Annotated in this window: 21 protein-coding genes; 10 read left to right on the top strand and 11 right to left on the bottom strand. The window is 70.8% G+C overall.

The genetic code is table 11. The annotated features are described in order from the left end of the window. Nucleotides 1–172 precede the first annotated feature (172 nt). Both BM290_RS29995 and BM290_RS29990 read left to right on the top strand, forming a co-directional pair. Nucleotides 173–1,981: a phosphoenolpyruvate carboxykinase (GTP) gene (locus tag BM290_RS29995; RefSeq protein WP_093619253.1), complete on the top strand. Its 1,809-nt coding sequence runs from the start codon at nucleotides 173–175 to the stop codon at nucleotides 1,979–1,981. A gap of 158 nt (nucleotides 1,982–2,139) precedes the next feature. Beyond that, on the top strand, nucleotides 2,140–2,910 hold the full coding sequence (locus tag BM290_RS29990) for an isoprenyl transferase (protein ID WP_093619252.1): 771 nt from the start codon (nucleotides 2,140–2,142) through the stop codon (nucleotides 2,908–2,910). A 421-nt stretch (nucleotides 2,911–3,331) separates the two neighbouring features. Here BM290_RS29990 and otsB read toward each other — a convergent pair whose 3' ends face one another. Next, nucleotides 3,332–4,138, bottom strand: coding sequence for a trehalose-phosphatase (otsB, locus tag BM290_RS29985; RefSeq protein WP_093619251.1), 807 nt, complete (start codon nucleotides 4,136–4,138; stop codon nucleotides 3,332–3,334). 277 nt (nucleotides 4,139–4,415) lie between these two features. On the opposite strand from otsB, the gene phoH2 reads away from it, so the two are divergent. The 4 genes from phoH2 to BM290_RS29965 all read left to right on the top strand — a co-directional run bounded on the left by phoH2 (nucleotide 4,416) and on the right by BM290_RS29965 (nucleotide 8,220). Further along, on the top strand, nucleotides 4,416–5,828 hold the full coding sequence (gene phoH2 / locus BM290_RS29980) for an RNA 5'-3' helicase PhoH2 (protein WP_093619250.1): 1,413 nt from the start codon (nucleotides 4,416–4,418) through the stop codon (nucleotides 5,826–5,828). 198 nt (nucleotides 5,829–6,026) lie between these two features. Beyond that, complete coding sequence (locus tag BM290_RS29975; protein ID WP_177319958.1) at nucleotides 6,027–6,716, top strand: aggregation-promoting factor C-terminal-like domain-containing protein; 690 nt, start codon at nucleotides 6,027–6,029, stop codon at nucleotides 6,714–6,716. Between the two features lie 65 nt (nucleotides 6,717–6,781). Beyond that, the gene (locus BM290_RS29970; RefSeq protein WP_093619248.1) at nucleotides 6,782–7,558 is read left to right on the top strand and encodes a S1 family peptidase; all 777 of its coding nucleotides are present in this window, start codon (nucleotides 6,782–6,784) and stop codon (nucleotides 7,556–7,558) included. Nucleotides 7,559–7,602: 44 nt separating this feature from the next. Continuing rightward, complete coding sequence (locus BM290_RS29965; protein WP_093619247.1) at nucleotides 7,603–8,220, top strand: rhomboid family intramembrane serine protease; 618 nt, start codon at nucleotides 7,603–7,605, stop codon at nucleotides 8,218–8,220. A 395-nt stretch (nucleotides 8,221–8,615) separates the two neighbouring features. On the opposite strand, the gene glpX is transcribed toward BM290_RS29965, so the two are convergent. Then, nucleotides 8,616–9,641, bottom strand: a complete 1,026-nt coding sequence (gene glpX / locus BM290_RS29960; protein WP_093619246.1) for a class II fructose-bisphosphatase — start codon at nucleotides 9,639–9,641, stop codon at nucleotides 8,616–8,618. 367 nt (nucleotides 9,642–10,008) lie between these two features. On the opposite strand from glpX, the gene BM290_RS47585 reads away from it, so the two are divergent. Continuing rightward, complete coding sequence (locus BM290_RS47585) at nucleotides 10,009–10,590, top strand: DUF4245 domain-containing protein (protein WP_239143741.1); 582 nt, start codon at nucleotides 10,009–10,011, stop codon at nucleotides 10,588–10,590. A 13-nt stretch (nucleotides 10,591–10,603) separates the two neighbouring features. On the opposite strand, the gene BM290_RS29950 is transcribed toward BM290_RS47585, so the two are convergent. Genes BM290_RS29950 through BM290_RS29935 form a run of 4 tightly spaced genes read right to left on the bottom strand, consistent with a single transcriptional unit; the run spans nucleotide 10,604 to nucleotide 13,065 of the window. Further along, the gene (locus BM290_RS29950; protein WP_093619244.1) at nucleotides 10,604–10,807 is read right to left on the bottom strand and encodes an exodeoxyribonuclease VII small subunit; all 204 of its coding nucleotides are present in this window, start codon (nucleotides 10,805–10,807) and stop codon (nucleotides 10,604–10,606) included. Further along, entirely contained in the window at nucleotides 10,807–12,033 is a 1,227-nt protein-coding gene (gene xseA, locus BM290_RS29945) for an exodeoxyribonuclease VII large subunit (RefSeq protein ID WP_093619243.1), read from the bottom strand. The genes BM290_RS29950 and xseA overlap by 1 nt, the downstream gene beginning before the upstream one ends. 9 nt (nucleotides 12,034–12,042) lie before the next feature. Continuing rightward, nucleotides 12,043–12,564, bottom strand: coding sequence for a hypothetical protein (locus BM290_RS29940; protein WP_093619242.1), 522 nt, complete (start codon nucleotides 12,562–12,564; stop codon nucleotides 12,043–12,045). Between the two features lie 9 nt (nucleotides 12,565–12,573). Further along, nucleotides 12,574–13,065: a hypothetical protein gene (locus tag BM290_RS29935; RefSeq protein ID WP_143133999.1), complete on the bottom strand. Its 492-nt coding sequence runs from the start codon at nucleotides 13,063–13,065 to the stop codon at nucleotides 12,574–12,576. A gap of 11 nt (nucleotides 13,066–13,076) precedes the next feature. Here BM290_RS29935 and BM290_RS29930 point away from each other — a divergent pair, with 11 nt between their 5' ends. After that, nucleotides 13,077–14,117 (top strand): 4-hydroxy-3-methylbut-2-enyl diphosphate reductase, encoded by a 1,041-nt coding sequence (locus tag BM290_RS29930; protein WP_093619240.1) that lies wholly within the window; start codon nucleotides 13,077–13,079, stop codon nucleotides 14,115–14,117. A 72-nt stretch (nucleotides 14,118–14,189) separates the two neighbouring features. Here the strand turns inward: BM290_RS29930 and rmuC are convergent, their stop codons facing one another. After that, nucleotides 14,190–15,323 carry a DNA recombination protein RmuC gene (gene rmuC, locus BM290_RS29925; RefSeq protein ID WP_093619366.1) on the bottom strand — a complete coding sequence of 378 codons (1,134 nt, stop codon included), beginning with the start codon at nucleotides 15,321–15,323 and terminating at the stop codon, nucleotides 14,190–14,192. A 54-nt stretch (nucleotides 15,324–15,377) separates the two neighbouring features. Here rmuC and BM290_RS29920 point away from each other — a divergent pair, with 54 nt between their 5' ends. Next, nucleotides 15,378–16,163 carry a hypothetical protein gene (locus tag BM290_RS29920; RefSeq protein WP_093619239.1) on the top strand — a complete coding sequence of 262 codons (786 nt, stop codon included), beginning with the start codon at nucleotides 15,378–15,380 and terminating at the stop codon, nucleotides 16,161–16,163. Between the two features lie 110 nt (nucleotides 16,164–16,273). Here the strand turns inward: BM290_RS29920 and BM290_RS29915 are convergent, their stop codons facing one another. The 4 genes from BM290_RS29915 to BM290_RS29900 all read right to left on the bottom strand — a co-directional run bounded on the left by BM290_RS29915 (nucleotide 16,274) and on the right by BM290_RS29900 (nucleotide 21,525). Then, a complete protein-coding gene (locus BM290_RS29915; RefSeq protein WP_093619238.1) occupies nucleotides 16,274–16,813 on the bottom strand; it encodes a hypothetical protein in 540 nt (179 codons plus the stop codon). Between the two features lie 23 nt (nucleotides 16,814–16,836). Next, a complete protein-coding gene (gene valS, locus BM290_RS29910; RefSeq protein ID WP_093619237.1) occupies nucleotides 16,837–19,374 on the bottom strand; it encodes a valine--tRNA ligase in 2,538 nt (845 codons plus the stop codon). A gap of 41 nt (nucleotides 19,375–19,415) precedes the next feature. Then, a complete protein-coding gene (locus BM290_RS29905; RefSeq protein ID WP_093619236.1) occupies nucleotides 19,416–19,910 on the bottom strand; it encodes a methylated-DNA--[protein]-cysteine S-methyltransferase in 495 nt (164 codons plus the stop codon). A 142-nt stretch (nucleotides 19,911–20,052) separates the two neighbouring features. After that, nucleotides 20,053–21,525: a DNA-3-methyladenine glycosylase 2 family protein gene (locus BM290_RS29900; RefSeq protein ID WP_093619235.1), complete on the bottom strand. Its 1,473-nt coding sequence runs from the start codon at nucleotides 21,523–21,525 to the stop codon at nucleotides 20,053–20,055. 165 nt (nucleotides 21,526–21,690) lie between these two features. Between BM290_RS29900 and BM290_RS29895 the strand changes: the two genes are divergently transcribed. After that, nucleotides 21,691–22,485 carry an alpha/beta fold hydrolase gene (locus BM290_RS29895; RefSeq protein ID WP_093619234.1) on the top strand — a complete coding sequence of 265 codons (795 nt, stop codon included), beginning with the start codon at nucleotides 21,691–21,693 and terminating at the stop codon, nucleotides 22,483–22,485.

Below are 22,485 nucleotides of genomic sequence, written 5' to 3'. Positions count from 1 at the left end.
CGAAGAATCGATCGTCTGTGCGCAAAGTGGCCAAAGATTGTGCGGTTGTCCACAGGTGTTGCCGATGAACTCAATGCTCAGTCGGGCTTACGCTGACGTGACTCCCCCATGACACAGCCGGATCTGCCCGGCTGGTCAGTCATAGGTCAATGCCGACCGAAGGAGCTTCACCTTGACTCAGCCCCCTACCTCGCACCCGCGGCTGCTCGCGTGGATCGACGAGGTCGCCGCCCTGACCACACCCGACCGCATCGTCTGGTGTGACGGTTCCGAGGCCGAGTGGACCCGTCTCACCGACGAGCTCGTCGACAGCGGCGCCCTGGTCCGACTCGACGACAAGAAGAAGCCGAACTCGTTCTGGGCGCGCACCGACCCGTCCGATGTGGCGCGTGTCGAGGAACGCACCTTCATCTGCTCGGTCGACGAGGCGGACGCCGGTCCCACCAACAACTGGATGGACCCGGCCGAGATGAAGCAGCTGATGACCGGGCTGTACCGGGGGTGCATGCGGGGCCGCACGATGTATGTCGTCCCGTTCTGCATGGGTCCGCTCGACGCGGCCGAGCCGATGTTCGGCGTGGAGCTCACCGACAGCCCGTACGTGGTGGCCAGCATGCGCATCATGACCCGGATGGGGGCCGAGGTCCTGGCGGCGCTGGACGAGACCGGCGCGGACTTCGTGCCGGCGCTGCACTCGATCGGCGCACCGCTGGAGCCCGGCCAGAGCGACGTCGCCTGGCCGTGCAACGAGACGAAATACATCTCGCACTTCCCGGAGACCCGGGAGATCTGGTCGTTCGGCTCGGGTTACGGGGGCAACTCGCTGCTGGGCAAGAAGTGCTTCGCGCTCCGGATCGCCAGTGTGGCCGCGCGCGACGAGGGCTGGCTCGCCGAGCACATGCTGATCATGAAGCTGACCTCGCCCGAGGGTGTGGTCCGGTACATCGCCGGCGCGTTCCCGTCGGCGTGCGGCAAGACCAACCTCGCGATGCTGGAGCCGACTCTCGACGGGTGGAAGGTCGAGACCATCGGTGACGACATCGCCTGGATGCGGTTCGGCGAGGACGGCCGGCTGTGGGCCACGAACCCGGAGTTCGGCCTGTTCGGCGTCGCGCCCGGCACCGACTTCCACACCAACCCGAACGCGATGCGCACCCTGGCCAAGGGCAACTCCGTCTTCACCAACGTGGCGCTCACCGACGACGGCGACATCTGGTGGGAGGGCATGGGCGAGCCGCCCGCGCACCTCACCGACTGGAAGGGCAACGACTGGACCCCGAAGTCCGAGGGCGTCTCCAGCCACCCGAACAGCCGGTTCTGCACCCCGATCGAGCAGTGCCCGATCCTCGCCGACGAGTACCACGACCCGCGCGGCGTCCCGATCGACGCGATCCTGTTCGGCGGCCGCCGCAAGACCACCATCCCGCTGGTCAGCGAGGCCCGCGACTGGGTGCACGGGGTCTACCTGGGCGCCACCCTGTCGTCGGAGACCACCGCGGCCGCCGTCGGCCAGGTCGGTGTCGTGCGCCGCGACCCGATGGCGATGCTGCCGTTCATCGGCTACCACGCCGGCGACTACTTCCAGCACTGGATCGACATGGCCAAGGGCGCGTCCGGCGACGCCGCCAAACTGCCGAAGGTGTTCTACGTCAACTGGTTCCGCCGCGGTGACGACGGCCGGTTCCTGTGGCCCGGGTTCGGCGAGAACAGCCGCGTCCTCAAGTGGGTGTGCGAACGCCTCGACGGCAAGGCCGACGCCGTCGAGACCCCGATCGGGCACGTGCCCACCCCGGAGGCGCTCGACACCACCGGCCTGGACATCGACCCGGCCGACCTGGCGGCGGCGCTCCGGGTCGACCCGGACGAGTGGCAGGCGGAGATCCCGCAGGTCACCGAGTGGTTCACCAAATTCGGCGACAAGCTCCCGGCCGTGCTCTGGGCCGAGCTCGACGCGCTGAAGGCGCGGCTCGCCGACGCATGACAACCGGCCGGTCCCGCTCACGGCAACGGCGCCGCGGGCGGGACCGGCCGGTCGGCGGATGCGCACGGTCGCACGATCGGGCGCATCCTCCTCGCAGATGGCCCCATGCCGGGCCGCCCCGCTTGAGCCTTCGGCGGGGGTGGCTACGCTTTGGGGTGATGAGTCTGCGTTCTCTGGTCTACACCTTTTACGAGCGGCGGCTGGCGGGGAAGCTGGCCGGCAAGCCCGTGCCCCAGCACATCGGCGTGATGTGCGACGGCAACCGGCGGTGGGCCCGGGAGATGGGCTTCGTCGACCCCAACGACGGCCACCGCGTCGGCGCCACCCGCGTCAAGGACCTGCTGTCCTGGTGCGACCAGTCCGGCATCGAGCACGTCACGCTCTACCTGCTGGCCACCGACAACCTGCGCCGCCCGGCCGCCGAGCTCGACCCCCTCGTCAAGATCATCGAGGATCTGGCGACCGAGCTCGCCGAGGAGGGCAACCCCTGGCGGCTCCGGATGGTCGGCGCCCTCGACCTGCTGCCCGCCGCGACGGCCGCCACGCTGAAGGCCGCCCAGGAGAAGACCCGCGACCGCTGCGACGGCGTCGAGGTCAACATGGCCGTCGGCTACGGCGGCCGCCGCGAGATCACCGACGCGGTCCGCTCCCTGCTCTACGAGCACGCCGCCACCGGCGGCACCATCGAGGAGCTGGCCGAGACCCTGGATGTCGAACACATCGCCGAACACCTCTACACCCGCGGCCAGCCCGACCCCGACCTGGTCATCCGCACCAGCGGCGAGCAGCGCCTGTCCGGGTTCCTGCTGTGGCAGTCGGCCCACTCCGAGTTCTACTTCCACGACGCCAACTGGCCCGACTTCCGCCGCATCGACTTCCTGCGGGCGCTGCGCTCCTACGCGTCACGCCAACGCCGCTACGGCGCCTGAAAACCCAACCGCGGATGTGGTACGGCCACCACTCCCCAACCGCACCACGCCGTCCCGCGACTCCCCGTGCCACCCGACGCCGCCCCGGCCGTTCGGGCCGGTGCTGAGCCGCGCGATCGTCGCGTTCAGCCGGCTGGACAGGTGAGCCGGGCCGTCGCGTCCCGTCAGGCGGCCGGGACAGTTGCATTCCGTTCGGCGGCCGGGGCCGGCTCGCCCTTCGGCCAGGACCGTTGGCACTCCGTCCGGCGGCCGGGCTCGGGTGGAGGGGCCTGTCGCGATCAGCGGGGTGCCAGGGTGAGCGGGACCACCGCATTCAGCCCGGCGGGCGCGCCGCGGCCGTGACCCACCGCGGACCTCGCGTGGGCCACCGCGGGGCGACCCACGTCTCCGGAGGCGACCTGACCCGTACCGCACAAAGGGGTCAGAAGCGGCGCAGGCCCTCGGTGAGGAAGGCAGCCACCGCGTCGGGGGATTCGAGGGTGAGGTCGGCGGCGCTGGAGACCTCGGCGCCGGTCTCGGGGTTGGCGACGGCGACGGCCATGCCGAAGAACGCCGGGTCGACGGCCTCGCGGGCGCGCAGCGCGTCGAACGCCTTGATGTCGGACATGTCGTCACCGAAATACCAGGCGCAGCCGGCGTTGCGGACGCCCTCGGTGATGACCATGCCCTTGTCCTGGTCGACGGGTGGCTTCAGCTCGACCACCATGCGGCCGTGCTGGATGCGCAGCCCGAGACGCTCGGCCTGCTCGTGGGCCCAGCGCTCGACGGCGCGGCTCTGGTCGGGGGCGGTGCGGTAGTGCAGGGCGACCGACAACCTCTTGTACTCCACGAGGATCTCGGCGGGCAGCTCGGTGCGGGCCTGCTCGGCCAGCTCGGTCATGGCGGGCACGAACTCGAGGGCGGCGGACTCGGTGACGACCTGGCCGTCGTGCCACACCTCGAGGCCGTAGAGGCCGTGCAGGTCGACGTTGTCGAGGGACTCGAAGCGGGAGCGCAGGAAACTGACCGGCCGGGCGGAGACGATCGCCACTCGGGCGACCGAGTCGGCCAGACGATCGAGGACGCCGAGCACCTCGGGCACCGGCTGGGAGGCGTCGGGGTCGTCGGTGACCGGGGAGAGGACACCGTCGAAGTCGAAGAAGAACGTGGTCGCGGAGGCGCGTGAAGCGGTGAACGCCCACGCCTCGTCGGTGGTCAGCGGGTGTATCGGACGCGCAGTCTCTGCCACGGGAGTCAGATTACCCGCGGCAGGTCGTCTTTTATGCCCGGCGATTCGGGCGGGAGGCGAGCGTCACCCTCCGGTGCCCGATTTTGCGCACTACCGCGGGACGTAGTTGACCGCTAGCGTTTGAGTCATGGCACGGGGTCGTCCCGGGCCAGCCGGTCGGCCCGGACCTGCGACGACTGCGCCACGGGGACCGCAATCCGACCCCGTGCAGAGGGCCGGCGACCGGTAGGTGGCGGACCGCGGGCGGACCGGGTTGCACGCCCGCTGGAGCAGGCCTGTGACATCTCGCCGTACCGATGCCGGGGTCGACCAGAACCCGGCCGACAAAGTCTCCAGCAGCAGTGCCACATCGGGTCGCCGTAGGACCCGGGACAGGCACGCCGACGCGGAACCCGCCACTGCCGGCAGGGTCTTCGTCCTGGACACTTCGGTCCTGCTGTCCGACCCGGCGGCTTTCCGCCGGTTCACCGACCACGAGGTGGTCGTGCCTCTCGTGGTCATCTCCGAGCTGGAGGGCAAACGTCACCACCCCGAGCTGGGCTGGTTCGCCCGGCAGTCGCTGCGGATGCTGGACGAGCTGCGGATCAAGTTCGGCCGCCTGGACCAGCCGGTGCTCTGCAACGACGAGGGCGGCACGCTGCGGGTCGAGCTGAACCACGCTGATCAGAGCGTGCTCCCGCAGGGGTTCCGCAACGACTCGAACGACACCCGCATCCTCTCGGTGGCGCTGGGCCTGGCCGCCGAGGGCCGTGAGGTGACGCTGGTCAGCAAGGACATGCCGCTGCGGGTGAAGGCGGCGTCGGTGGGCATCACCGCCGACGAGTACCGGCACGGCCAGGCCAGCGACCCGACCTGGACCGGCATGGCCGATCTGGAGCTGACCGAGGAGCAGGTGGTCTCGCTCTACTCCGGCGAGGAGCTGGAGGTGGAGGAGGCGGACAACCTGCCCTGCCACACCGGCCTGGTGATCCATTCGCCGCGTGGCTCGGCGCTGGCCCGGGTCAACCCGGACAAGTCGATCAAGCTGGTCCGCGGTGACCGGGACGCGTTCGGGCTGCGGGGCCGTTCGGCCGAGCAGCGGGTGGCGCTGGACATCCTGCTGGACGAGCAGATCGGCATCGTGTCGCTGGGCGGCCGGGCCGGCACCGGCAAGTCGGCGCTGGCGCTCTGCGCGGGCCTGGAGGCGACGATGGAGCGCAACCGCCACAAGAAGGTGGTGGTGTTCCGCCCGCTCTACGCCGTCGGCGGCCAGGAGCTGGGCTATCTGCCGGGCAGCGAGTCGGAGAAGATGTCGCCCTGGGCGCAGGCGGTCTTCGACACCCTCGGCGCGGTGGTGCACGCCAACGTGGTCGAGGAGGTGCTGGCCCGCGGCATGCTCGAGGTGCTGCCGCTGACCCACATCCGCGGCCGGAGCCTGCACGACGCCTTCGTGATCGTCGACGAGGCGCAGTCGCTGGAGCGCAACGTGCTGCTCACCGTGCTGTCCCGGATCGGGCAGAACTCGCGGGTCGTGCTGACCCATGACGTCGCCCAGCGCGACAACCTGCGGGTCGGCCGGCATGACGGCGTCACCGCGGTGATCGAGGCGCTGAAGGGTCATCCGATTTTCGCGCACGTAACCCTCACCCGGTCGGAGCGTTCGCCGATTGCAGAGGTGGTGACCGACCTCCTGGAGGAAATCCCGCTGTAGACGATCGTGAGAACGCCGGCGTGGCTGTTTCGTACCGGATTCACCCGGTAAGTCGAGTGACTAAAGTCACATAGCCACGCTGGCGTTTCACATCCACTTCACGTTGCGCCATGGTGTTCGGCGAGCAACATGCGGCGCGGTCCGCCCCGGCCGGGGCGATGACGCGCCGCTTCCTTGCCCCCGACGAAGGGATTCTTCGTGAAGCGGCTCTGGAGCCGGATGGGTGTCCGTGCGGCCTCGGTCGGTCTTCTCGTTCTGGGTCTCACCGGTGGTGTGTACCTGGGCCAGAACCGGGACGTCCAGCAGCAGAGCGCGCAGGCGCAGCTCGTCCTGCAGGCCAACGAGGACGAGATGCGGCTGCTGAAGGCGCGCCAGGCCGACCACGCCGCCGCCCGTGCGCACCGCGTGGTCGCCGAGGAGGCCGCCGCCGCCAAGGCCGCCACCGAGGTTCAGTCCGCCGCCTCCAAGGCGCGCAAGCTGGAGAAAGAGGTCATCGAGGCCAAGGAGGCCGAGAAGGCCAAGAAGGCCGAGGAGGCCGCCGGTCCGGTCGGCTACACCGGCCCGATCCCCGCCTCCTGCAACGAGTACAGCGGCAGCCGCAAGACCGGGTGCGCGCTCATGCTCGAGGACGGCTTCAAGATCGACCAGTTCCCGTGCCTGGACAAGCTGTGGAAAAAGGAGAGTGGCTGGAACTACAAGGCCCTCAACAGCGGCTCCGGGGCGTACGGGATCCCGCAGGCGCTGCCCGGCGACAAGATGGCGTCGGAGGGCTCGGACTGGAAGACAAACCCGGCCACGCAGATCAAGTGGGGTCTCGGCTACATCAAGGGCCGCTACGGCAGCCCGTGCAGCGCGTGGAGCCACTCGCAGAACGTGGGCTGGTACTGACGAACCTCGCGACGGGGCTGCGCGGCTTTCCGCGTGGCCCCGTCGTGCTGTGATCAAATGTCCACATGCTCCGGAAAGCGGCGATTTGCCTCCTGGCGTGTGTCCTGGCGGGCGCTGAGGTGCCGGCCGGGGCGGATGCGGGCCGGCCACCGGGGCGCACCGTCGTCGGCGGCAAGATCGCCGGGGATGGGCGGTTCCCCTGGGCGGTCCGCCTCTCGATGGGCTGCGGCGGCGCGCTGACCGCGCCCCGGGTCGTCCTCACCGCCGGGCACTGCGTCGGCCCGACCGGCCCCAACGAGCGGATCCTGGTGACCGCCGGCGCCAGCGACCTGGACTCCCGTACCGCGATCATCGTCAAGTCGGCCGAGGTCTACCGCTCCCCGGACTTCGTCACCGAGACCAGCGGCGACGACTGGGCGGTCGTCCGCCTCGACCGTGAACTGCCCCTGCCGACCCTGCCGCTGACCCCCGACGACGTCACCGCCGGCCGGTTCACGGTGATGGGCTGGGGGCAGACCACCGAGACGTCGCTGGAACAGGCCCGGCAGCTGCACTACGCGACAGTGCCCACGATTCCGGACAAGGAGTGCGCGGACGCCTACCGCAAGGCCGGCGTGGAACTGGTCCGTGACGAGTCGATCTGCGCGGGCCGCCGCGGCGTCGACACCTGCCAGGGCGACTCCGGCGGCCCGATGGTCCGCCGCGACCGCCTCGGCCGATGGGTGCAGGTCGGCATCGTGAGCTGGGGACTCGGCTGCGCCCGCGACGGCTACTTCGGCGTCTACACGCAGATCGCAACATTCCGGGCCGACATCGAGGCCGCCGTGCGCCGTCTGAGCTGATGCCCGGGTGGCCGTGCTCGCCGCGCCCTGCCACCATCGACGACATGGGTTACGAATGGGCGACGGCCGCACGCTCCGACGAGGCCGGACGGTTCGGCACCGAGGCCTTCTACGCGTCGCTGGGGCGCGCCTTCGTGACGATGTGCGCCGTGATCCCGGCCCTGTTCCTGATCGAGGTGATCGACATCGGGCTCGGCCCGGGCACCCTCGACCTGGCCGGCGGCATCATCCCCCGCTCGGTGGAGGGCATCGACGGCATCCTGTTCAGCCCGTTCCTGCACGACGGCTGGGAGCATCTCTACGGCAACGCGGTCCCGCTCATCCTGCTCGGCACGTTCGTCCTGGCCGGCGGCGCGCGCCGGTTCATCTGGTCGACCGTGCTGATCATGGCGGTGGCCGGCGTCGGCGTCTGGTTCATCGGCGATCCCGGCACCGTCGTCGTCGGCGCCAGCGGTGTCATCTTCGGCTACCTCGGCCTGCTGCTGGCCCGCGGCGTGGTCGAGCGCAGCTGGTGGCACTTCGCGGTCGCCGCGTTCATCGGCCTGCTCTACTGGTACCAGCTCTTCAACGTCCTCCCCACCGACCAGCGCATCTCCTGGCAAGGTCATCTGCTCGGGCTGCTCGGCGGGGTGGTCGCGGCGGTCGTCTTCCGGCGGCGTTAGACCATTCCGGGGTACGGTCCGGCCCGCCCCGCAGAACCTGGGCCGTCCCCTGCCTCCCCCGCGACGCGGGCGGCGCTCCCGGTCGCAGCGCGCCCGCCGGGCGGATGCGATGGTCGCCGGGCGGCGCGTCCCCTGGCTGCCGCCCGCCCCGCCGCTCGGGTTCGCGCCGCGCCGCTCGGGTTCGCGCCGCGCCGCTCGGGTTCGCGCCGCGTCGGCCGTGTTTAGGTGCGCCGGCTCGTGGCGTGATCAACGCCACAGGCCGCCGTCCGGCCGCATCAGCCCGGCGGGCGCGCTGCGGTCCGGACCGGCGTCCCGCGTCGCGGGGGAGCCGGGGGACGGCCCACGTTCTGCGGGACGAACTGGCCGTACCCCCAAGAGGTTTTGACCGGAAATGGTCAGGACAGCGGAACTGTCGGCAGGTGCCCGTCGAAGTCCACGGCCGAGTAGAGGGCCAGCTTCTCCAGCCGGTGGTACGAGTCGATGACCCGGATCGTGCCGCTCTTGGACCGCATCACGATCGACTGGGTGTGCGCGCCGCCCGAGCGGTAGCGCACCCCCTTGAGGAGGTCGCCGCTGGTCACGCCGGTGGCGACGAAGAAGCAGTTGTCGCCGGTGACCAGATCGTCGGTGGAGAGGACCCGGTCGAGGTCGTGACCGGCGGCGATCGCCTTCTCCCGCTCGGCGTCGTCGAGCGGCCACAGTTTCGCCTGGATCGTGCCGCCCAGACATTTCAGGGCACACGCCGCGGTGATCCCCTCGGGGGTGCCGCCGATGCCCATCAGCACATCGACGTCGGACTCGAGCCGGGCCGCCGAGATGGCTCCGGCGATGTCACCGTCCGAGATGAACTTGATGTTGGCGCCGGCCTGTCGCACCTCCTCGACCAGCTTCGCGTGACGCGGACGGTCCAGGATGCACACCGTGACGTCGGAGACGCTGGACCGCTTGGCCTTGGCGATGCGCCGCAGATTCTCCGTCACCCCGGCGTCGATGTCGACCACGTCGGCGCAGTCCGGCCCGACGGCGATCTTGTCCATGTAGAAGACCGCGCTCGGGTCGAACATGGCGCCCCGCTCGGCGACCGCGAGCACCGCGATCGAACCGGGCATGCCCTTGCTCATCAGGGTGGTGCCGTCGATCGGGTCGACCGCGACGTCCACCTCCGGCCCGGTGCCGTCACCGACCTGCTCCCCGTTGAAGAGCATCGGCGCTTCATCCTTCTCACCCTCGCCGATGACGACGACGCCGCGCATCTGGATCGAGTTGATGAGTTTGCGCATGGCGTCGACGGCGGCGCCGTCACCGCCGTTCTTGTCACCTCGGCCGACCCAGCGACCGGCCGCCATGGCGGCGGCCTCGGTCACGCGGACGAGGTCGAGGGCGATGTTGCGGTCGAGATCCTGGGGGACTCGGGCGGGCACGGCGGCCTCCTCGCGACGTTGCGGGGCAGTGATGCCTCCGATCCTGGCATCCGAGGACGGGCTGAGTCCCGTTTCAGCGACGTGGTTAACAATGGGGTTCGTGGAACCCGCCGTCACCCCCGCCGCCGAACCCACGGCAACCGCCGCTGAATCGTCGGCGCCTCCTGCCGGATCGCCCGCTGCTGCAGCGCCGTCCGCTGGATCGCCCGCCGCCGGATCGCCGGTGTCCCCTGCCGGCTCGTCGGCGCCCTCTGCCGGGCCGGTGCCGTCGGCTGACTCGTCGGCGACCATCGCCGGGTCGTCGGCCCCCTCTGCCGGGTCGTCGGCGCCCTCTGCTGGGTCGCCGGCCCCCTCTGCCGGGTCGTCGGTGCCGTCGGGCGGGTCGCCGGCGCCCTCTGCCGGGTCGTCGGCCGCCGATGAGGAGCCTGCCTCCCCGCGCCTGGCCGCACGGGAGGAGCGCCGGCCGCGCGACATGGTCCTGTCGCTGCTGGTGCTCCTGGTGCCGATCGCGTTGTTCCTCGGCTTCTACCGGGTCATCCTCGACGGCGACAAGCCGATCTCGGTCGACCCGACCTCGTCGATCGAGCTGGCGACCCGCGAGTTCCCGGTCGCCCAGCCGGCCGGTCTCGGCGACGACTGGCACGTGACGTCGGCCAACTTCCGCCGTGAGGACACCGGGGCCACCCTGCGTCTCGGCTACGTCGACCCGGACGGCAAGCCGGTCCTGCTGGTGCAGAGCGACATCGAGCCGGCCACCCTGGTCCCGGCGGAGGTCGGCGCGCAGGGCAAGCGAACCGGCACCTACCGGACCGGCGAGCGCACCTGGATGCGCTACACCGGGCGGGAGGACGAGACCGCGCTGATCGTCACCGAGCAGACCCGGACGATCGTGATCATCGGCAACAGCGCCGACACCACGAACCTGGAGAAGCTGGCGGCGTCGCTGTAGTCACGAGCCGGCGCTAACCGTCGGCGCGGGCCGCCCGGGCCGCCTCGATCCGCTCCCGGGCACCGTCGAGCCAGCGATGACAGATGTCGGCCAGTCTCTCGCCGCGCTCCCACAGGGCCAGCGACTCCTCCAGGGTGCCGCCGCCCTGCTCCAGCCGCTCCACCACCGACGCCAGCTCGGTGCGCGCCTGCTCGTAGGACAGTTTCTCGTCGCTCATCAGCTCTCCGTCACTGCTGCTCGCAGCTCGCCCTCGGCGAGCCGGATCCGAAGGATGTCGTCCACGGCCACCTCGTCCGCGGCGCGGACCACATGGCCGTCGGGGCGTTGCACGATCGCGTAGCCGCGCTCCAGCGTCTTGGCCGGCGACAGGGCCCGCAGCCGGGCGACGGTGTGCTCCAGCGCGTCGTCGGCCCGCCGGATCCGATGCTCCAGGCTGCGGCCGGCCCGGTCCCGCAGGGCCGTCACCTCGGCGCCGCGCTGCCCGAGAAGCGCCTCCGGCCGGGCCAGCACCGGCCGCGACCGCCACGCGTCGATCCGGTGCCGCTCCCGGTCGATCATGCCCAGCACCGCCCGGTCGAGACGCCCCCGCGCCTGCGCGATCAGCCGCTGCTCGTCGGCCAGGTCGGGCACCACCCGTTTCGCCGCGTCGGTCGGCGTGGACGCCCGCACGTCGGCGACGTAGTCGAGAAGCGGCGCGTCGGTCTCGTGGCCGATCGCGCTGACCACCGGCGTGCGGGCGCCGAACACCGCCCGGCACAGCGCCTCGTCGGAGAAGGGCAGCAGGTCCTCGACGCTGCCGCCGCCCCGGGCGATCACGATCACGTCGACCGTGTCGTCGCCGTCGAGCACCTTGAGCGCGTCGATGATCTGCGGCACGGCGGTCGGGCCCTGCACCGGCACGTTGATCACCCGGAAATCGACCGACGGCCAGCGGCGACGCGTATTCATCAGCACGTCACGCTCGGCGGCGCTGGCCCGGCCGGTGATCAGCCCGATCCGGCCGGGCAGGAACGGCAGCCGCCGCTTGCGCTCCGACGCGAACAGGCCCTCCGCGGCGAGCAGCCGTTTCAGTTTCTCCAGGCGGGCCAGCAGCTCACCGACCCCGACCTGGCGGATCTCGTCGGCCCGCAGGCTCAGCGTGCCCCGGCCGGGATAGAACTCCGGCTTGGCGTGCAACGTCACGCGCGCGCCCTCGGCCAGCTCCGGCGCGCCCGCGTGCAGCACGTCGTGGCTGGTCGTGACGGTCAGGCTCAGGTCGGCCGACGGGTCACGCAGGGTCAGGAACACCACGTTGGAACCGGGCCGGCGGCTGATCTGCGCGACCTGCCCGTCGACCCAGACCCAGCCGAGCCGGCTGATCCAGGCGGTGATCTTCTGACTGACCACGCGGACCAGCCATGGCTCGTCGGCGGAGCTGCGCGGCGCGCTCTCGGGCTCGTTCACCCGGCCAGATTACGTAAGCCCACCGACATTTTCGCCGCGCGGCGACGGCTCGGCGTACGCGTTGTACCGGCTCAGGTCCACCGGTGTGCGCCGCTCCGGCAGCACCCGCTCGACCCCGGCCAGCGCCACCACGGCGAGCAGGGCCGCGCAACTCCAGAAGATCAGGTCGGCGGCCAGATACAGCGGGTCGACGTGCAGCCCGCCACCCACGCCGAGGAACGGGAACGGGTAGCCGTGCCGCCCCGGATAGGCCTCCATGCAGCAGCCCGCCGAGTGCGGCACCAGGGTCGCCACGATCGCCACCGCGACCAGGGCCGCCGCCAGTGCGTACCCGGCCGGGCCCGGCGACGGACGCCGCCGCAACAGCAGCAGCACCCCGCCCATCGCGATCATCGCGTGAAAGACCAGGTAGGCCCCGGACAGCCCGCCGTCGACCTCCACGGCCAGATCCAGCAGACCGATCCCGAGCAGGAACCAGCCGGCCATCACACGGAGCACGGCCGTGATCGACGGCCACTGCTCCATGCTCATAAACGGGGATTATTCCGCCCGTTCCGGTGCTCTGCGGGCTTTTCGCGCACGCACCGCAAGACCGAAAACACAGATCAACACCAGGCCGGTGTACGACCACACGACCACATCCACCGCCAGCCGGAACAGATCGACACCCCATCCACCGGCCAGAGCCTGCCGGCGTGCCTCGTCGACACTGTCCGCCAGAGCGCCGCGCCCCAGCCAGGAGAACGGCCAGCCCCGATCCTCGAACCAGCCGAACATGCCGCCCACGGTGACGGTCCGCACGATCAGCCCCGCCACCGTGCCCACCAGCCCGATCGCCACCGAACCGGCCAGCACCGGCCGCACCGGCAGCCGGATCCGCCGCCACAACAGCAGCACCAGACCGCCACCGACCCCCGCCGCGCCCGCCGACACATGCCGCGGCTCCGGCGTTGTCAGACTCATGACCAGCCAGAACATGCCCAGGGTGAGGCTCAGCTGACCCACCGTCACCCGAATGATGCGACTCGTCATGACCGGGCAGTATGCACTCTGTGCCGCACATCTCACAGGGGCGGGGCACCCGGCGGGCCACGTACCATGGCCGGGTGACTGAACCTCGTAAGCGGGTGTTGCTCGCCAAGCCGCGTGGCTACTGCGCCGGTGTCGACCGCGCCGTGCAGACCGTCGAGGAGGCGCTGAAGCTCTACGGCGCCCCGGTCTACGTGCGCAAGCAGATCGTGCACAACAAACACGTGGTCAGCACCCTCGAAGCCCGCGGCGCCATCTTCGTCGAGGAGAACTACGAGGTCCCCGAGGGCTCGACCGTCGTCTTCTCCGCCCACGGCGTCGCCCCCGAAGTCCACGAGCAGGCCCGCGAGCGCAAGCTCAAGGCCATCGACGCCACCTGCCCCCTGGTGACCAAGGTCCACCACGAGGCCAAACGGTTCGCCGCCGAGGACTACGACATCCTGCTCATCGGCCACGAGGGCCACGAGGAGGTCATCGGCACCGCCGGCGAGGCGCCCGCCCACATCCAGCTCGTCGACGGCCCCGACGACGTCGACAACGTCGTCGTCCGCGACCCGGCCAAGGTCGTCTGGCTGTCCCAGACCACCCTGTCCGTCGACGAGACGATGGAGACCGTCGCCCGCCTCAAGACCCGGCTGCCGCTGCTCCAGTCGCCACCCAGCGACGACATCTGCTACGCCACCTCCAACCGGCAGCACGTGATCAAGGAGATCGCGCCCGACTGCGACGTGGTCATCGTCGTCGGCTCCACCAACTCGTCCAACTCGGTGCGCCTCGTCGAGGTCGCCCTCGGCGCCGGAGCCCGCGCCGGCCACCTCGTCGACTACGCCTCCGAGATCCGCGACGAGTGGCTCGACGGCGCCACCACTGTCGGCGTCTCCTCCGGCGCCAGCGTCCCCGACGACCTCGTCATGGAGGTCCTCGCCCACCTTGCCGAGCGGGGCTTCGGCGAGGTCACCGAGTACACGACGGCCGAGGAGCGGCTCACCTTCTCCCTGCCGCAGGAGCTGCGCAAGGACATGAAGGCCGCGGCCGCCGCGCGCGCTGCCGGCTGAATTCGGGCGCTGCCGGTTGAATTCGGGCGCGGCCGGCTGAATTCGGGCGCGGCCGGCTGGACTCGGGCGCCGCTAGCTGAACTCGGGCGCCTGCGGCTGACGGGGAGCCGTCTCCACCTGCACCGGTGGAAACAGCTCCTCGTCCGAGACACCCATCTCGGCCAGCTTGCGAGCGCTCACCAGCACCCGCGACTCCAGCGACCCCACCGCCCGGTTGTAGGCGGTCACCGCCCCGCCCAGCGCCGTCCCCAGCTTGTCCACATGATCACCGAGTGTGGACAGCCGGCCGTACAGCTCCCTGGCCAGACCGTGCACCGCCGCCGCGTTGCGGGTCAGCGCCTCCTGCCGCCACGAATACGCCACCGTCCGCAACATCGCGATCAACGTCGCCGGCGTCGCCAGCACGATGTTGCGCCGGAACGCGTGCTCCATCAACGCCGGATCCCGCTGCAACGCCGCATCCAGGAACGGATCCGCCGGCACGAACAGCACCACGAAATCCGGCGCCGACTCGAACGCCGACCAGTACCGCTTTCCCGACAACGCATCGACGTGCGCGCGCAGATGCCGGGCGTGCTGATCCAGATGCCCGTCCCGGGTGTGCTCGTCACGGGCCTCCATCGCCGACAGGTAACCCTCCAGCGGCGCCTTCGCGTCGACCACCACGGTGCGCCCGCCGTACAGCCGCACCACCAGATCCGGGCGCACCCCGGCATCGTCGGTCGCCGCCGTCACCTGCTCGGCGAAATCACAGTGCTCCAGCAGCCCCGCCGCCTCCACGATCCGGCGCAACTGATGCTCACCCCACCGGCCCCGCACCTGCGGCGCCCGCAACGCCGCCACCAGCTGCCGCGTCTCCGTCCGCAACTCACCGGACACCGCACCCATCGCCCGCACCTGCTCACGCAACTCCGCATACGCGTCGATCCGGTCGTGTTCCAGCTGGGCGACCCGATCCTCGTACCGCCGAAGCGTGTCGTGCAACGGCGCCACCGCCCGCGCCACCGCCTCCTGCGACTGCGCGGTCGCCTCATAGGACAGTGCCCGCAACGACTGCTCCAGCCGCTGCTCACCCTCCCGGGCAGCCGTCACCGTCGCCTCCAGCCGGGCGATGTCGGTCGCCGCACGAGCCCGCGCGGCAAGCCAGCCGACCGCCGCGCCGGCCACCAGACAGAGCAGAATCACGGCCAGTGTCGAGAACGTCACCACCGCAGATTGCCAGACAGGTCACCCGCGACATGCGGGGGTACCGTGGGAATCATGAAGGGCGTGTTGCTGATCCTGCTCATCGTCGTGCTCGCCGGCCTGGCCATCGCGGCCGCCCAGCGAGGCGGCAAAGCCCGCCGCCAGACCGAGCTCGACGACGCCCGGGCCGACGCCCAGAGGTGGTATGAGCGGCTCGGCGGCCAGGTCATGAACCTCACCTCCGAAGAACCCGCCGCCCGGCAGGCCCTCGCCGACGCGAGCGAGCGCTACAACGCCGCCGGAGGCCAGCTGCAGACCGCCAATTCGGTCCGCCAGTTCCAGCTCGCCCGCGAGTCGGCGCTGGAAGGCCTCACCTACGCCCGGGCCGCACGCGTCGCCATGGGCCTCGACCCCGGCCCCGACCTGCCGCCGCTCAGCTCCGCCCACAACACCGGCCAGATCACCTACGAGCGTGAGGTGACCGTGCAGGGCCACTCCTACAAGGCCGGCCCTCGCCCGGGCGCCGACACCCCCTACTACTACCCCGGTGGCCGGGTCGAGGGCCGTCCCGTGCCGTCCGGCTGGTATTCGACCCCCGTCTGGCGGACCGCCCTCGGCGCGGGCGCCGGCGTCCTCGGCGGCATGCTCATCTTCGACGCCCTGTTCTCCCCGGAGTTCGGCGATTTCGGCGGCGCCGACCTCGCCGCCGGCGACTTCGCAGGCGGTGACTTCGCCGGCGGTGACTTCGCAGGCGGTGACATGGCCGCCGGCGATCTCGGCGCAGGTGACTTCACCGGCGGCGACATAGGCGGCGGCTTCAGCGATTTCAGCGGCGGCGATTTCGGCGGCTTCGACTTCTGAAGCCCCTCCGGTCCGGCTTTCCGGCACCTTTCAGGTCGGCTGGCTTAGACATCTGGAGCCTTCGGGCCCGGCTTCCTGGCACCTTTCGGGCCGGCTTCCTTGGCGTCTGATCAGCGGGACAGGTGGCGGTCGATCGCGCGGCGCAGCGCCCGCGGGCTCGGCCAGATCTGTGTCAGATCCGCGGTGAACGCCGGACCCCGCGGCGTATCCGCCAACGCCGGCCCACCCGTGTCACCCTCCTGAACCGGATGCACGCTGTCCAGATCCACCGGAACCACGTCCAGAACCGTCCGCAACCCGTCCCGGCGGATCACCACAGCCGCGATGTCCGCCCAATCCAGCAGGACCGGATCCGACTCCTGAGCGGCCAGCTCCAGCCCACCCGACGACACCCGGACCCACGTCGACAGGGCCGCCCGCGCCGACACCGCATACGCGCCCGCCACCGCCGCCCCGATCAGCACCGCCTGCACAGCGGTCACCCACCACGGGTCCCCGCTGTCCCCGGCGATCCACCCCACCACCGGGGAGACCGCCACATAGGCGACCATCAGCACCGCGAACACCATGACGAAGGTCCGGGCCGGCGACGACCGGAACAACATCGCGTCCCGGGCCGGAGCCCGGACCTCCTCAGGCGCGATCGACATGCCTCCTATGGTGGCCGCCCCGCTCAGAATGCGCAGGCGATCACCAGCTCTGGGGTACGGTCACGAAGCAGGTCCAACTTGCCGATCCGCGCGGCCGCCCGGAAGTCGCCGTCGATCAGCTCCAGCCGGTCCAGCAGCTCACCCGGCCCGAGCGCCTCAGCCAGCGGAACCTCAGTCCTCATCGACAGCTTGCGGTCCGACTTGGCCCGCCGGACCTGCCGCAACGCGTCCCCGGCCAGATCCAGCAACGACGGATCACTGTCCGGCGCCACCCGCGACAACTCGTACCGGGTCGGCCACGTCGACCGGTGCACCGACCCGTACCGCCACCACGACCAGATCTCCTCCGTGACGAACGGCAGGAACGGCGCGAACAACCGCAACAGCGCCGACAGCCCCGCAGCCAGCGCCGCACGAGCCGAGTCACCGCCCGGGCCCTGCGCATACGCCCGATCCTTGACCAGCTCGATGTAGTCGTCGCAGAACGTCCAGAAGAACGTCTCCGTCGCCTGCAGCGCATCGGTGTGCTGATGCTCGTCGAACGCGGCCGTCGCCGTGACGACCACCTCCGCCAGACGCCCCAGCATCGCCCGGTCCAGCGGCTCGGTGACCGGCTGCCGCAACGCGTCCGCCGCACCCAGACCCAGTGCGAACCTCGACGCGTTCAACAGCTTCGTCGCCAGCCGCCGCCCCACCTTCAACTGGGCCGGCTCAAATGCCAGATCCGCCCCCGGGCGACCACACGCCGCCCAATACCGGACCGCGTCCGACCCGTACTGCTCCAGCAGCTGAACCGGCGTCTCGACCTCGTTGCCCAGCGACTTCGAGATCTTCTTGTGGTCCGGATCGAGGATCCAGCCGGACAGGACCGCCCGCCGCCACGGCAGGCCACCGGTGAGCTGACCGGCCCGCAACACCGATCCGAATAGCCACGTCCGGATGATCTCCTGACCCTGCGGGCGCATGTCCATCGGATACGTACGGGCATGCAGATCCGGATCCGTGCTCCACCCGGTGACGATCTGCGGGGTCAACGACGACGTCGCCCACGTGTCCATGACATCCGGATCCGCGGTGAACCCGCCAGGAACGTCCCGTTGCTCCTCCGACCAGCCGGGCGGACAATCCGACGACGGATCGACGGGCAACGCCGCATCGTCGGGCAGGAGCAGCCGGTCGTAGTCCGGCTCCCCGTTCGCATCCAGCCCATACCAGACCGGGATCGCGACACCGAAGAACCGCTGCCGGCTGATCAGCCAGTCACCGGTCAGCCCCCCGACCCAATGCTCGTAGCGATGCCGCATGCTCTCCGGAACCCAGCGCAGCTCCCGGCCCCGCTCCAGCAGCTCCGCCCGCAGCTCCGGGTCACGCCCGCCGTTACGGATGAACCACTGCCGGCTCGTGACGATCTCCAGCGGCCGGTCGCCACGCTCGTAGAACTTGACCGGATGCGTGATCGGCGTCGGCTCCCCGAGCAGGTCACCCGACTCCCGCAGCAGCCGGACCATCTCGGCCCGCGCCGCGTTGACCGTCAACCCGGCCAGCCCCTGATAGGCGGCGACCGGGACACCCGCCGGCGCATCCGGAAGGAACCGCCCGTCGCGGCCCAGCACGACCCGCGTGTCCAAGGCCAGGTCCCGCCACCACGTGACATCGGCCAGGTCACCGAACGTGCAGACCATCGCGATGCCCGTACCCTTGTCGGCTGCCGCGAGCGGATGCTCCCGGACCGGGACCTCGACGTCGAAGAACGGAGTGCGGACCGACGTGAGACCCGCGAAGCGGGGATCACCCGGGTGGTGAACCAGCGCGACACACGCCGGCAGCAGCTCCGGCCGTGTGGTGTCGATCTCGACCGGCCCGTCCGGGCCGTGGAACCGCAGCCGGTGATACGCACCCGGCCGCTGCCTATCCTCCAGCTCGGCCTGCGCGACCGCCGTCCGGAACCCGATGTCCCACAGCGTCGGCGCCTCCGCCGAATAGGCCTGACCGGCCGCGAGGTTCGCCAGGAACGCCCGCTGCGAGACCGCCTGCGCCTTCGCGCCGACCGTCGTATACGTCAGATCCCAGTCGACCGACAGCCCGAGCCGCCGCCACAGCGCCTCGAACCCCTTCTCGTCCTCGACCGTCAACCGGCCACACAACTCGACGAAATTGCGGCGCGAGATCGAGACCGGATCCTTCGGCGCCTTCGCCGGCGGCTGCCACGACGGGTCATACGGCAACGACGGGTCACATCGGACACCGAACACATTCTGAACCCGGCGCTCCGTCGGCAGCCCGTTGTCGTCCCAGCCCATCGGATAGAAGACGGCCTTGCCGCGCATCCGCTGGAACCGCGCGACCGTGTCGGTGTGTGTGAACGAGTAGACGTGCCCGATGTGCAACGAGCCCGATACGGTCGGCGGAGGTGTGTCGATCGAGTACACGTCGGCCCGCTCCTTCGAGCGGTCGAACGCGTACGTCGCCTCCTCCTGCCAGCGCGGCGCCCACTTCTCCTCGAGCCCGTCCAATGACGGCCGCTCGGGGAGACCGTGGCGCCCGGTTCCCGTATCAGTCATGCCGGTCAGCGTAGGACCGGCGCCACCACGTCGCCACGTGATTAGGCCGCCGACTCGTGTCGCAACAGCCACTCCTTGACGTGCAGCCCCCAGCGGTAGCCGCCGAGCGACCCGTCCGTCCGCAGCACCCGGTGACACGGCGTGAACAACGCCACCGGATTACGGGCACAGGCCGCGGCCGCCGCACGGATCGCCGCCGGCCGGCCGGACAACTCGGCGAACCCCGTATACGTCACCGGGGCGCCCGGCTTGATGTCGCGCATCACCCGCCACGCGTGCGCCATGAACTCGCCGGCCGTGTGCTGCTCCACCGCGATCGCGTCGATGGCTGTCAGATCGCCACCCAGATAGGCCCGCACCGCCGGGCCCACGTCGCCGGGATCACCCGGCCGCGCAGGCTCGAGCAGCACCGGATGCACCAGTTTCAGCAACTCGGCCACATCGGTGGTGAAACCGGCCGCGCGCACCGCCCCGCTCTGCGCCACCACCACGGTGAACGGGCCGACCGGACTGTCCAAAGTCGAATGAAGCAACATCGTTTCCTCCTCGGTGAGGGCTCCAGCGTGACGCGGTTTCGCGGATCGTGTGCCGGAAAGGGGGCTGCCTGTGGACAACTGCGAGGGCGGTTGCGGCAATGTGGACAACCGTCCGGCGGGGCTGGATGAGCGGTAGGTTCGGTTACGCGGCACGCCACAGACGGATCAGGGCATAGGAGCGCCAGGGACGCCAGCGCTCGGCGTACGACGAAAGGGTTTTGGCAGTGGCGGGCAAACCCAGCGCCTCGGCGCCGCGGCGGGCCGCCAGGTCGGTGGGGAGGAAGACGTCGGGGTCGCCGATCGCGCGCATGGCGACGTAACCGGCGGTCCACGGGCCGATGCCGGGGAGCTCGGTCAGGCGGGTCACCGTCTCGGTGCGGTCGGCGGTGGGGTCGAGGTCGAGCTTGCCGTCGGCCACCGCCTCGGCGAGGGCGCGGATGGTGGCGCGGCGTGCCGCCGGCATGCCGAAAGCGGCGTCCGGCAGGGCGGCGATGACGTCGGCCGCCGGGAAACCGGCGAGCGGCGCGGTGGTATCGGTTTGGGGGATGGGGGTGGGTTCCCCCACGGACGTCGCCTGCCCCACGCCAACCGCCGCCCGCACCATCCGCCCCAGCGTCGTCCGAGCCCCCGCCACACTCACCTGCTGCCCCACCACGGCCCGGACAGCCATCTCGAACCCGTCCACCGCCCGAGGCACCCGCACCCCCGGCTCCTCAGCGACCACCCCGCGCAGAGCCGGATCCGACCCGAGCACCCCATCCACGGCGACCGGATCGGCGTCCAGGTCGAAAAGCCGCCGGCACCGCGCGACCGCCGGCGCCAGATCCCGCACGTCATCGAGCCGCAACGTCGCATGAACGACCCGATCCCCGGGCCGCAGCGAGACGACCGCACCCCCGTGCGGCAGGTTCAGCCCACGCCGATAGGCCCCGTCGGCGACCTCGTCGACGCCCGGCAGTGTCCGCCCGGCGAAGAACGAGAGCAGCGACTCCGCGTGCAGCGGCGGCCGGTACGCGAGGCGCAGATTGACGACTCCCGCCTCCCCGCGTCCGACGGTCTGCTTCTCGCGCATCTGGCTGGGCGACCGCGCGTACACCTCGAGCATCGTGTCGTTGAACTGCCGCACGCTTCCGAACCCGGCCGCGAACGCGATCTCGGCGAGCCCGAGTCCGGTGGTCTCGACGAGGATGCGGGCGGTCTGGGCGCGCTGGGCGCGGGCGAGCGCGAGTGGCCCGGCGCCGAGTTCGGCGGTGAGCATCCGGTTGAGGTGCCGTTCGGTGTATCCGAGTCGTCCGGCCAGTCCGGCCACGCCTTCGCGGTCGACGACGCCGTCGCCGATGAGGCGCATGGCGCGTCCTACGGTGTCGGCGCGGGTGTCCCATTCGGGGGAACCGGGTGCGGCGTCGGGCCGGCAGCGTCGGCAGGCCCGGAATCCGCCGCGCTGGGCGGCTGCGGCGCTGGGGTAGAACGTGACGTTCTCCCGTTTCGGGGTGACGGCCGGGCAGGACGGGCGGCAGTAGATGCCGGTGGTGCGTACGGCCGTGTAGAAGCAGCCGTCGAACCGCGGGTCACGGCTGTCGACGGCCCGGTAGCAGTGTTCGAAGTCCAGCTCCATGTCGTCGAGTCTGCTCCCGGCGGGGCCGGTTCGGCTGGCGGGATTCGGACATGACCGTGTTCAGAGCAGGGTCGGCTGTCCGGACAGTGGACCGGGGTGCATGCGGCCGAGGCTCCTGTCAACTCAGGTTGACGATTGACGCAGCTGTCAACTACGGTTGACAGCATGATGGCGCAAGCGGCAAGGATCGACATCCGGTGGCGCGTCCTCGGGGGCGGGCCCAAGGTCGTGCTTCTGCACGGCGGCATGCAGACCTCGGCCAATTTCACGAGGCTGGCCCGATCGCTGGCCGGCGACTTCACCGTCTACGTCCCGGACCGGCGCGGCCGCGGGCGCAGCGGTCCGGCGCGTCCCGGCCACGGGCTGCGCGACGAGATCGGCGACCTGGCGGCGGTGCTCGACGAGACCGGCGCGCGCAATGTGTTCGGCCTCAGCTCCGGCGCCGTCATCGCGCTGCGCGCCGCGATGGAGCTGCCGATCGAGCGGCTCGCGCTCTACGAGCCGCCGCTCAAGCACGACGATCACGACCCGCTCGCGTGGCTTCCCAGGTTCGAGAGGGAGCTCTCCCGTGGTCACCGGGCCGCGGCGCTGGTCACGGCCGCAAAAGGCACAGGCGATTTTCGGTACGTTCCCCGCGCGGCCCTGGTGCCGCTGCTGGGAGTCGCGATCCGGGTCGGAGCCGGCCGGCCCATCGGTGACCTGATCCCGACGATGCGCCTGGACGCGGCGGTCGTCGAGGAGGCGGCCGGTCCTCTCGGCATCTACCGGTCGGTGACGGCGGAGACGCTCCTGCTGGGTGGGGACCGCTCTCCGGCGTACCTCACCGGGGTCCTGAACGGCCTTGAGCCGGTCCTGCCGCGAGTGCGACGGGTGACCTTGACCGGCGTCGGTCATCTCGCCGCCGACGACAGCGGCAGGCCGGAAACCGTGGCCGCCGAACTGCGGAAGTTCTTTCGCTGA

The sequence above is a fragment of the Actinoplanes philippinensis genome (genome assembly GCF_900113015.1).
Classification (GTDB): Bacteria; Actinomycetota; Actinomycetes; order Mycobacteriales; family Micromonosporaceae; genus Actinoplanes; species Actinoplanes philippinensis.
Note: the sequence above shows the minus strand (reverse complement) of the source record. Positions and strands in the feature narration are given on the sequence as shown.

Coding starts and splice junctions, on each gene's coding strand:
- BM290_RS29990 (WP_093619252.1), top strand. CDS start 2,140: ATGAGTCTGCGTTCTCTGGTCTACACCTTTTACGAGCGGCGGCTGGCG.
- BM290_RS29950 (WP_093619244.1), bottom strand. CDS start 10,807: ATGAGCGACGAGAAACTGTCCTACGAGCAGGCGCGCACCGAGCTGGCG.
- BM290_RS29940 (WP_093619242.1), bottom strand. CDS start 12,564: ATGAGCATGGAGCAGTGGCCGTCGATCACGGCCGTGCTCCGTGTGATG.
- BM290_RS29935 (WP_143133999.1), bottom strand. CDS start 13,065: ATGACGAGTCGCATCATTCGGGTGACGGTGGGTCAGCTGAGCCTCACC.
- BM290_RS29895 (WP_093619234.1), top strand. CDS start 21,691: ATGATGGCGCAAGCGGCAAGGATCGACATCCGGTGGCGCGTCCTCGGG.
- BM290_RS29915 (WP_093619238.1), bottom strand. CDS start 16,813: ATGTCGATCGCGCCTGAGGAGGTCCGGGCTCCGGCCCGGGACGCGATG.
- BM290_RS29965 (WP_093619247.1), top strand. CDS start 7,603: ATGGGTTACGAATGGGCGACGGCCGCACGCTCCGACGAGGCCGGACGG.
- BM290_RS29930 (WP_093619240.1), top strand. CDS start 13,077: ATGCACTCTGTGCCGCACATCTCACAGGGGCGGGGCACCCGGCGGGCC.
- BM290_RS29900 (WP_093619235.1), bottom strand. CDS start 21,525: ATGGAGCTGGACTTCGAACACTGCTACCGGGCCGTCGACAGCCGTGAC.
- valS (WP_093619237.1), bottom strand. CDS start 19,374: ATGACTGATACGGGAACCGGGCGCCACGGTCTCCCCGAGCGGCCGTCA.
- BM290_RS29920 (WP_093619239.1), top strand. CDS start 15,378: ATGAAGGGCGTGTTGCTGATCCTGCTCATCGTCGTGCTCGCCGGCCTG.
- BM290_RS29970 (WP_093619248.1), top strand. CDS start 6,782: ATGCTCCGGAAAGCGGCGATTTGCCTCCTGGCGTGTGTCCTGGCGGGC.
- BM290_RS29905 (WP_093619236.1), bottom strand. CDS start 19,910: ATGTTGCTTCATTCGACTTTGGACAGTCCGGTCGGCCCGTTCACCGTG.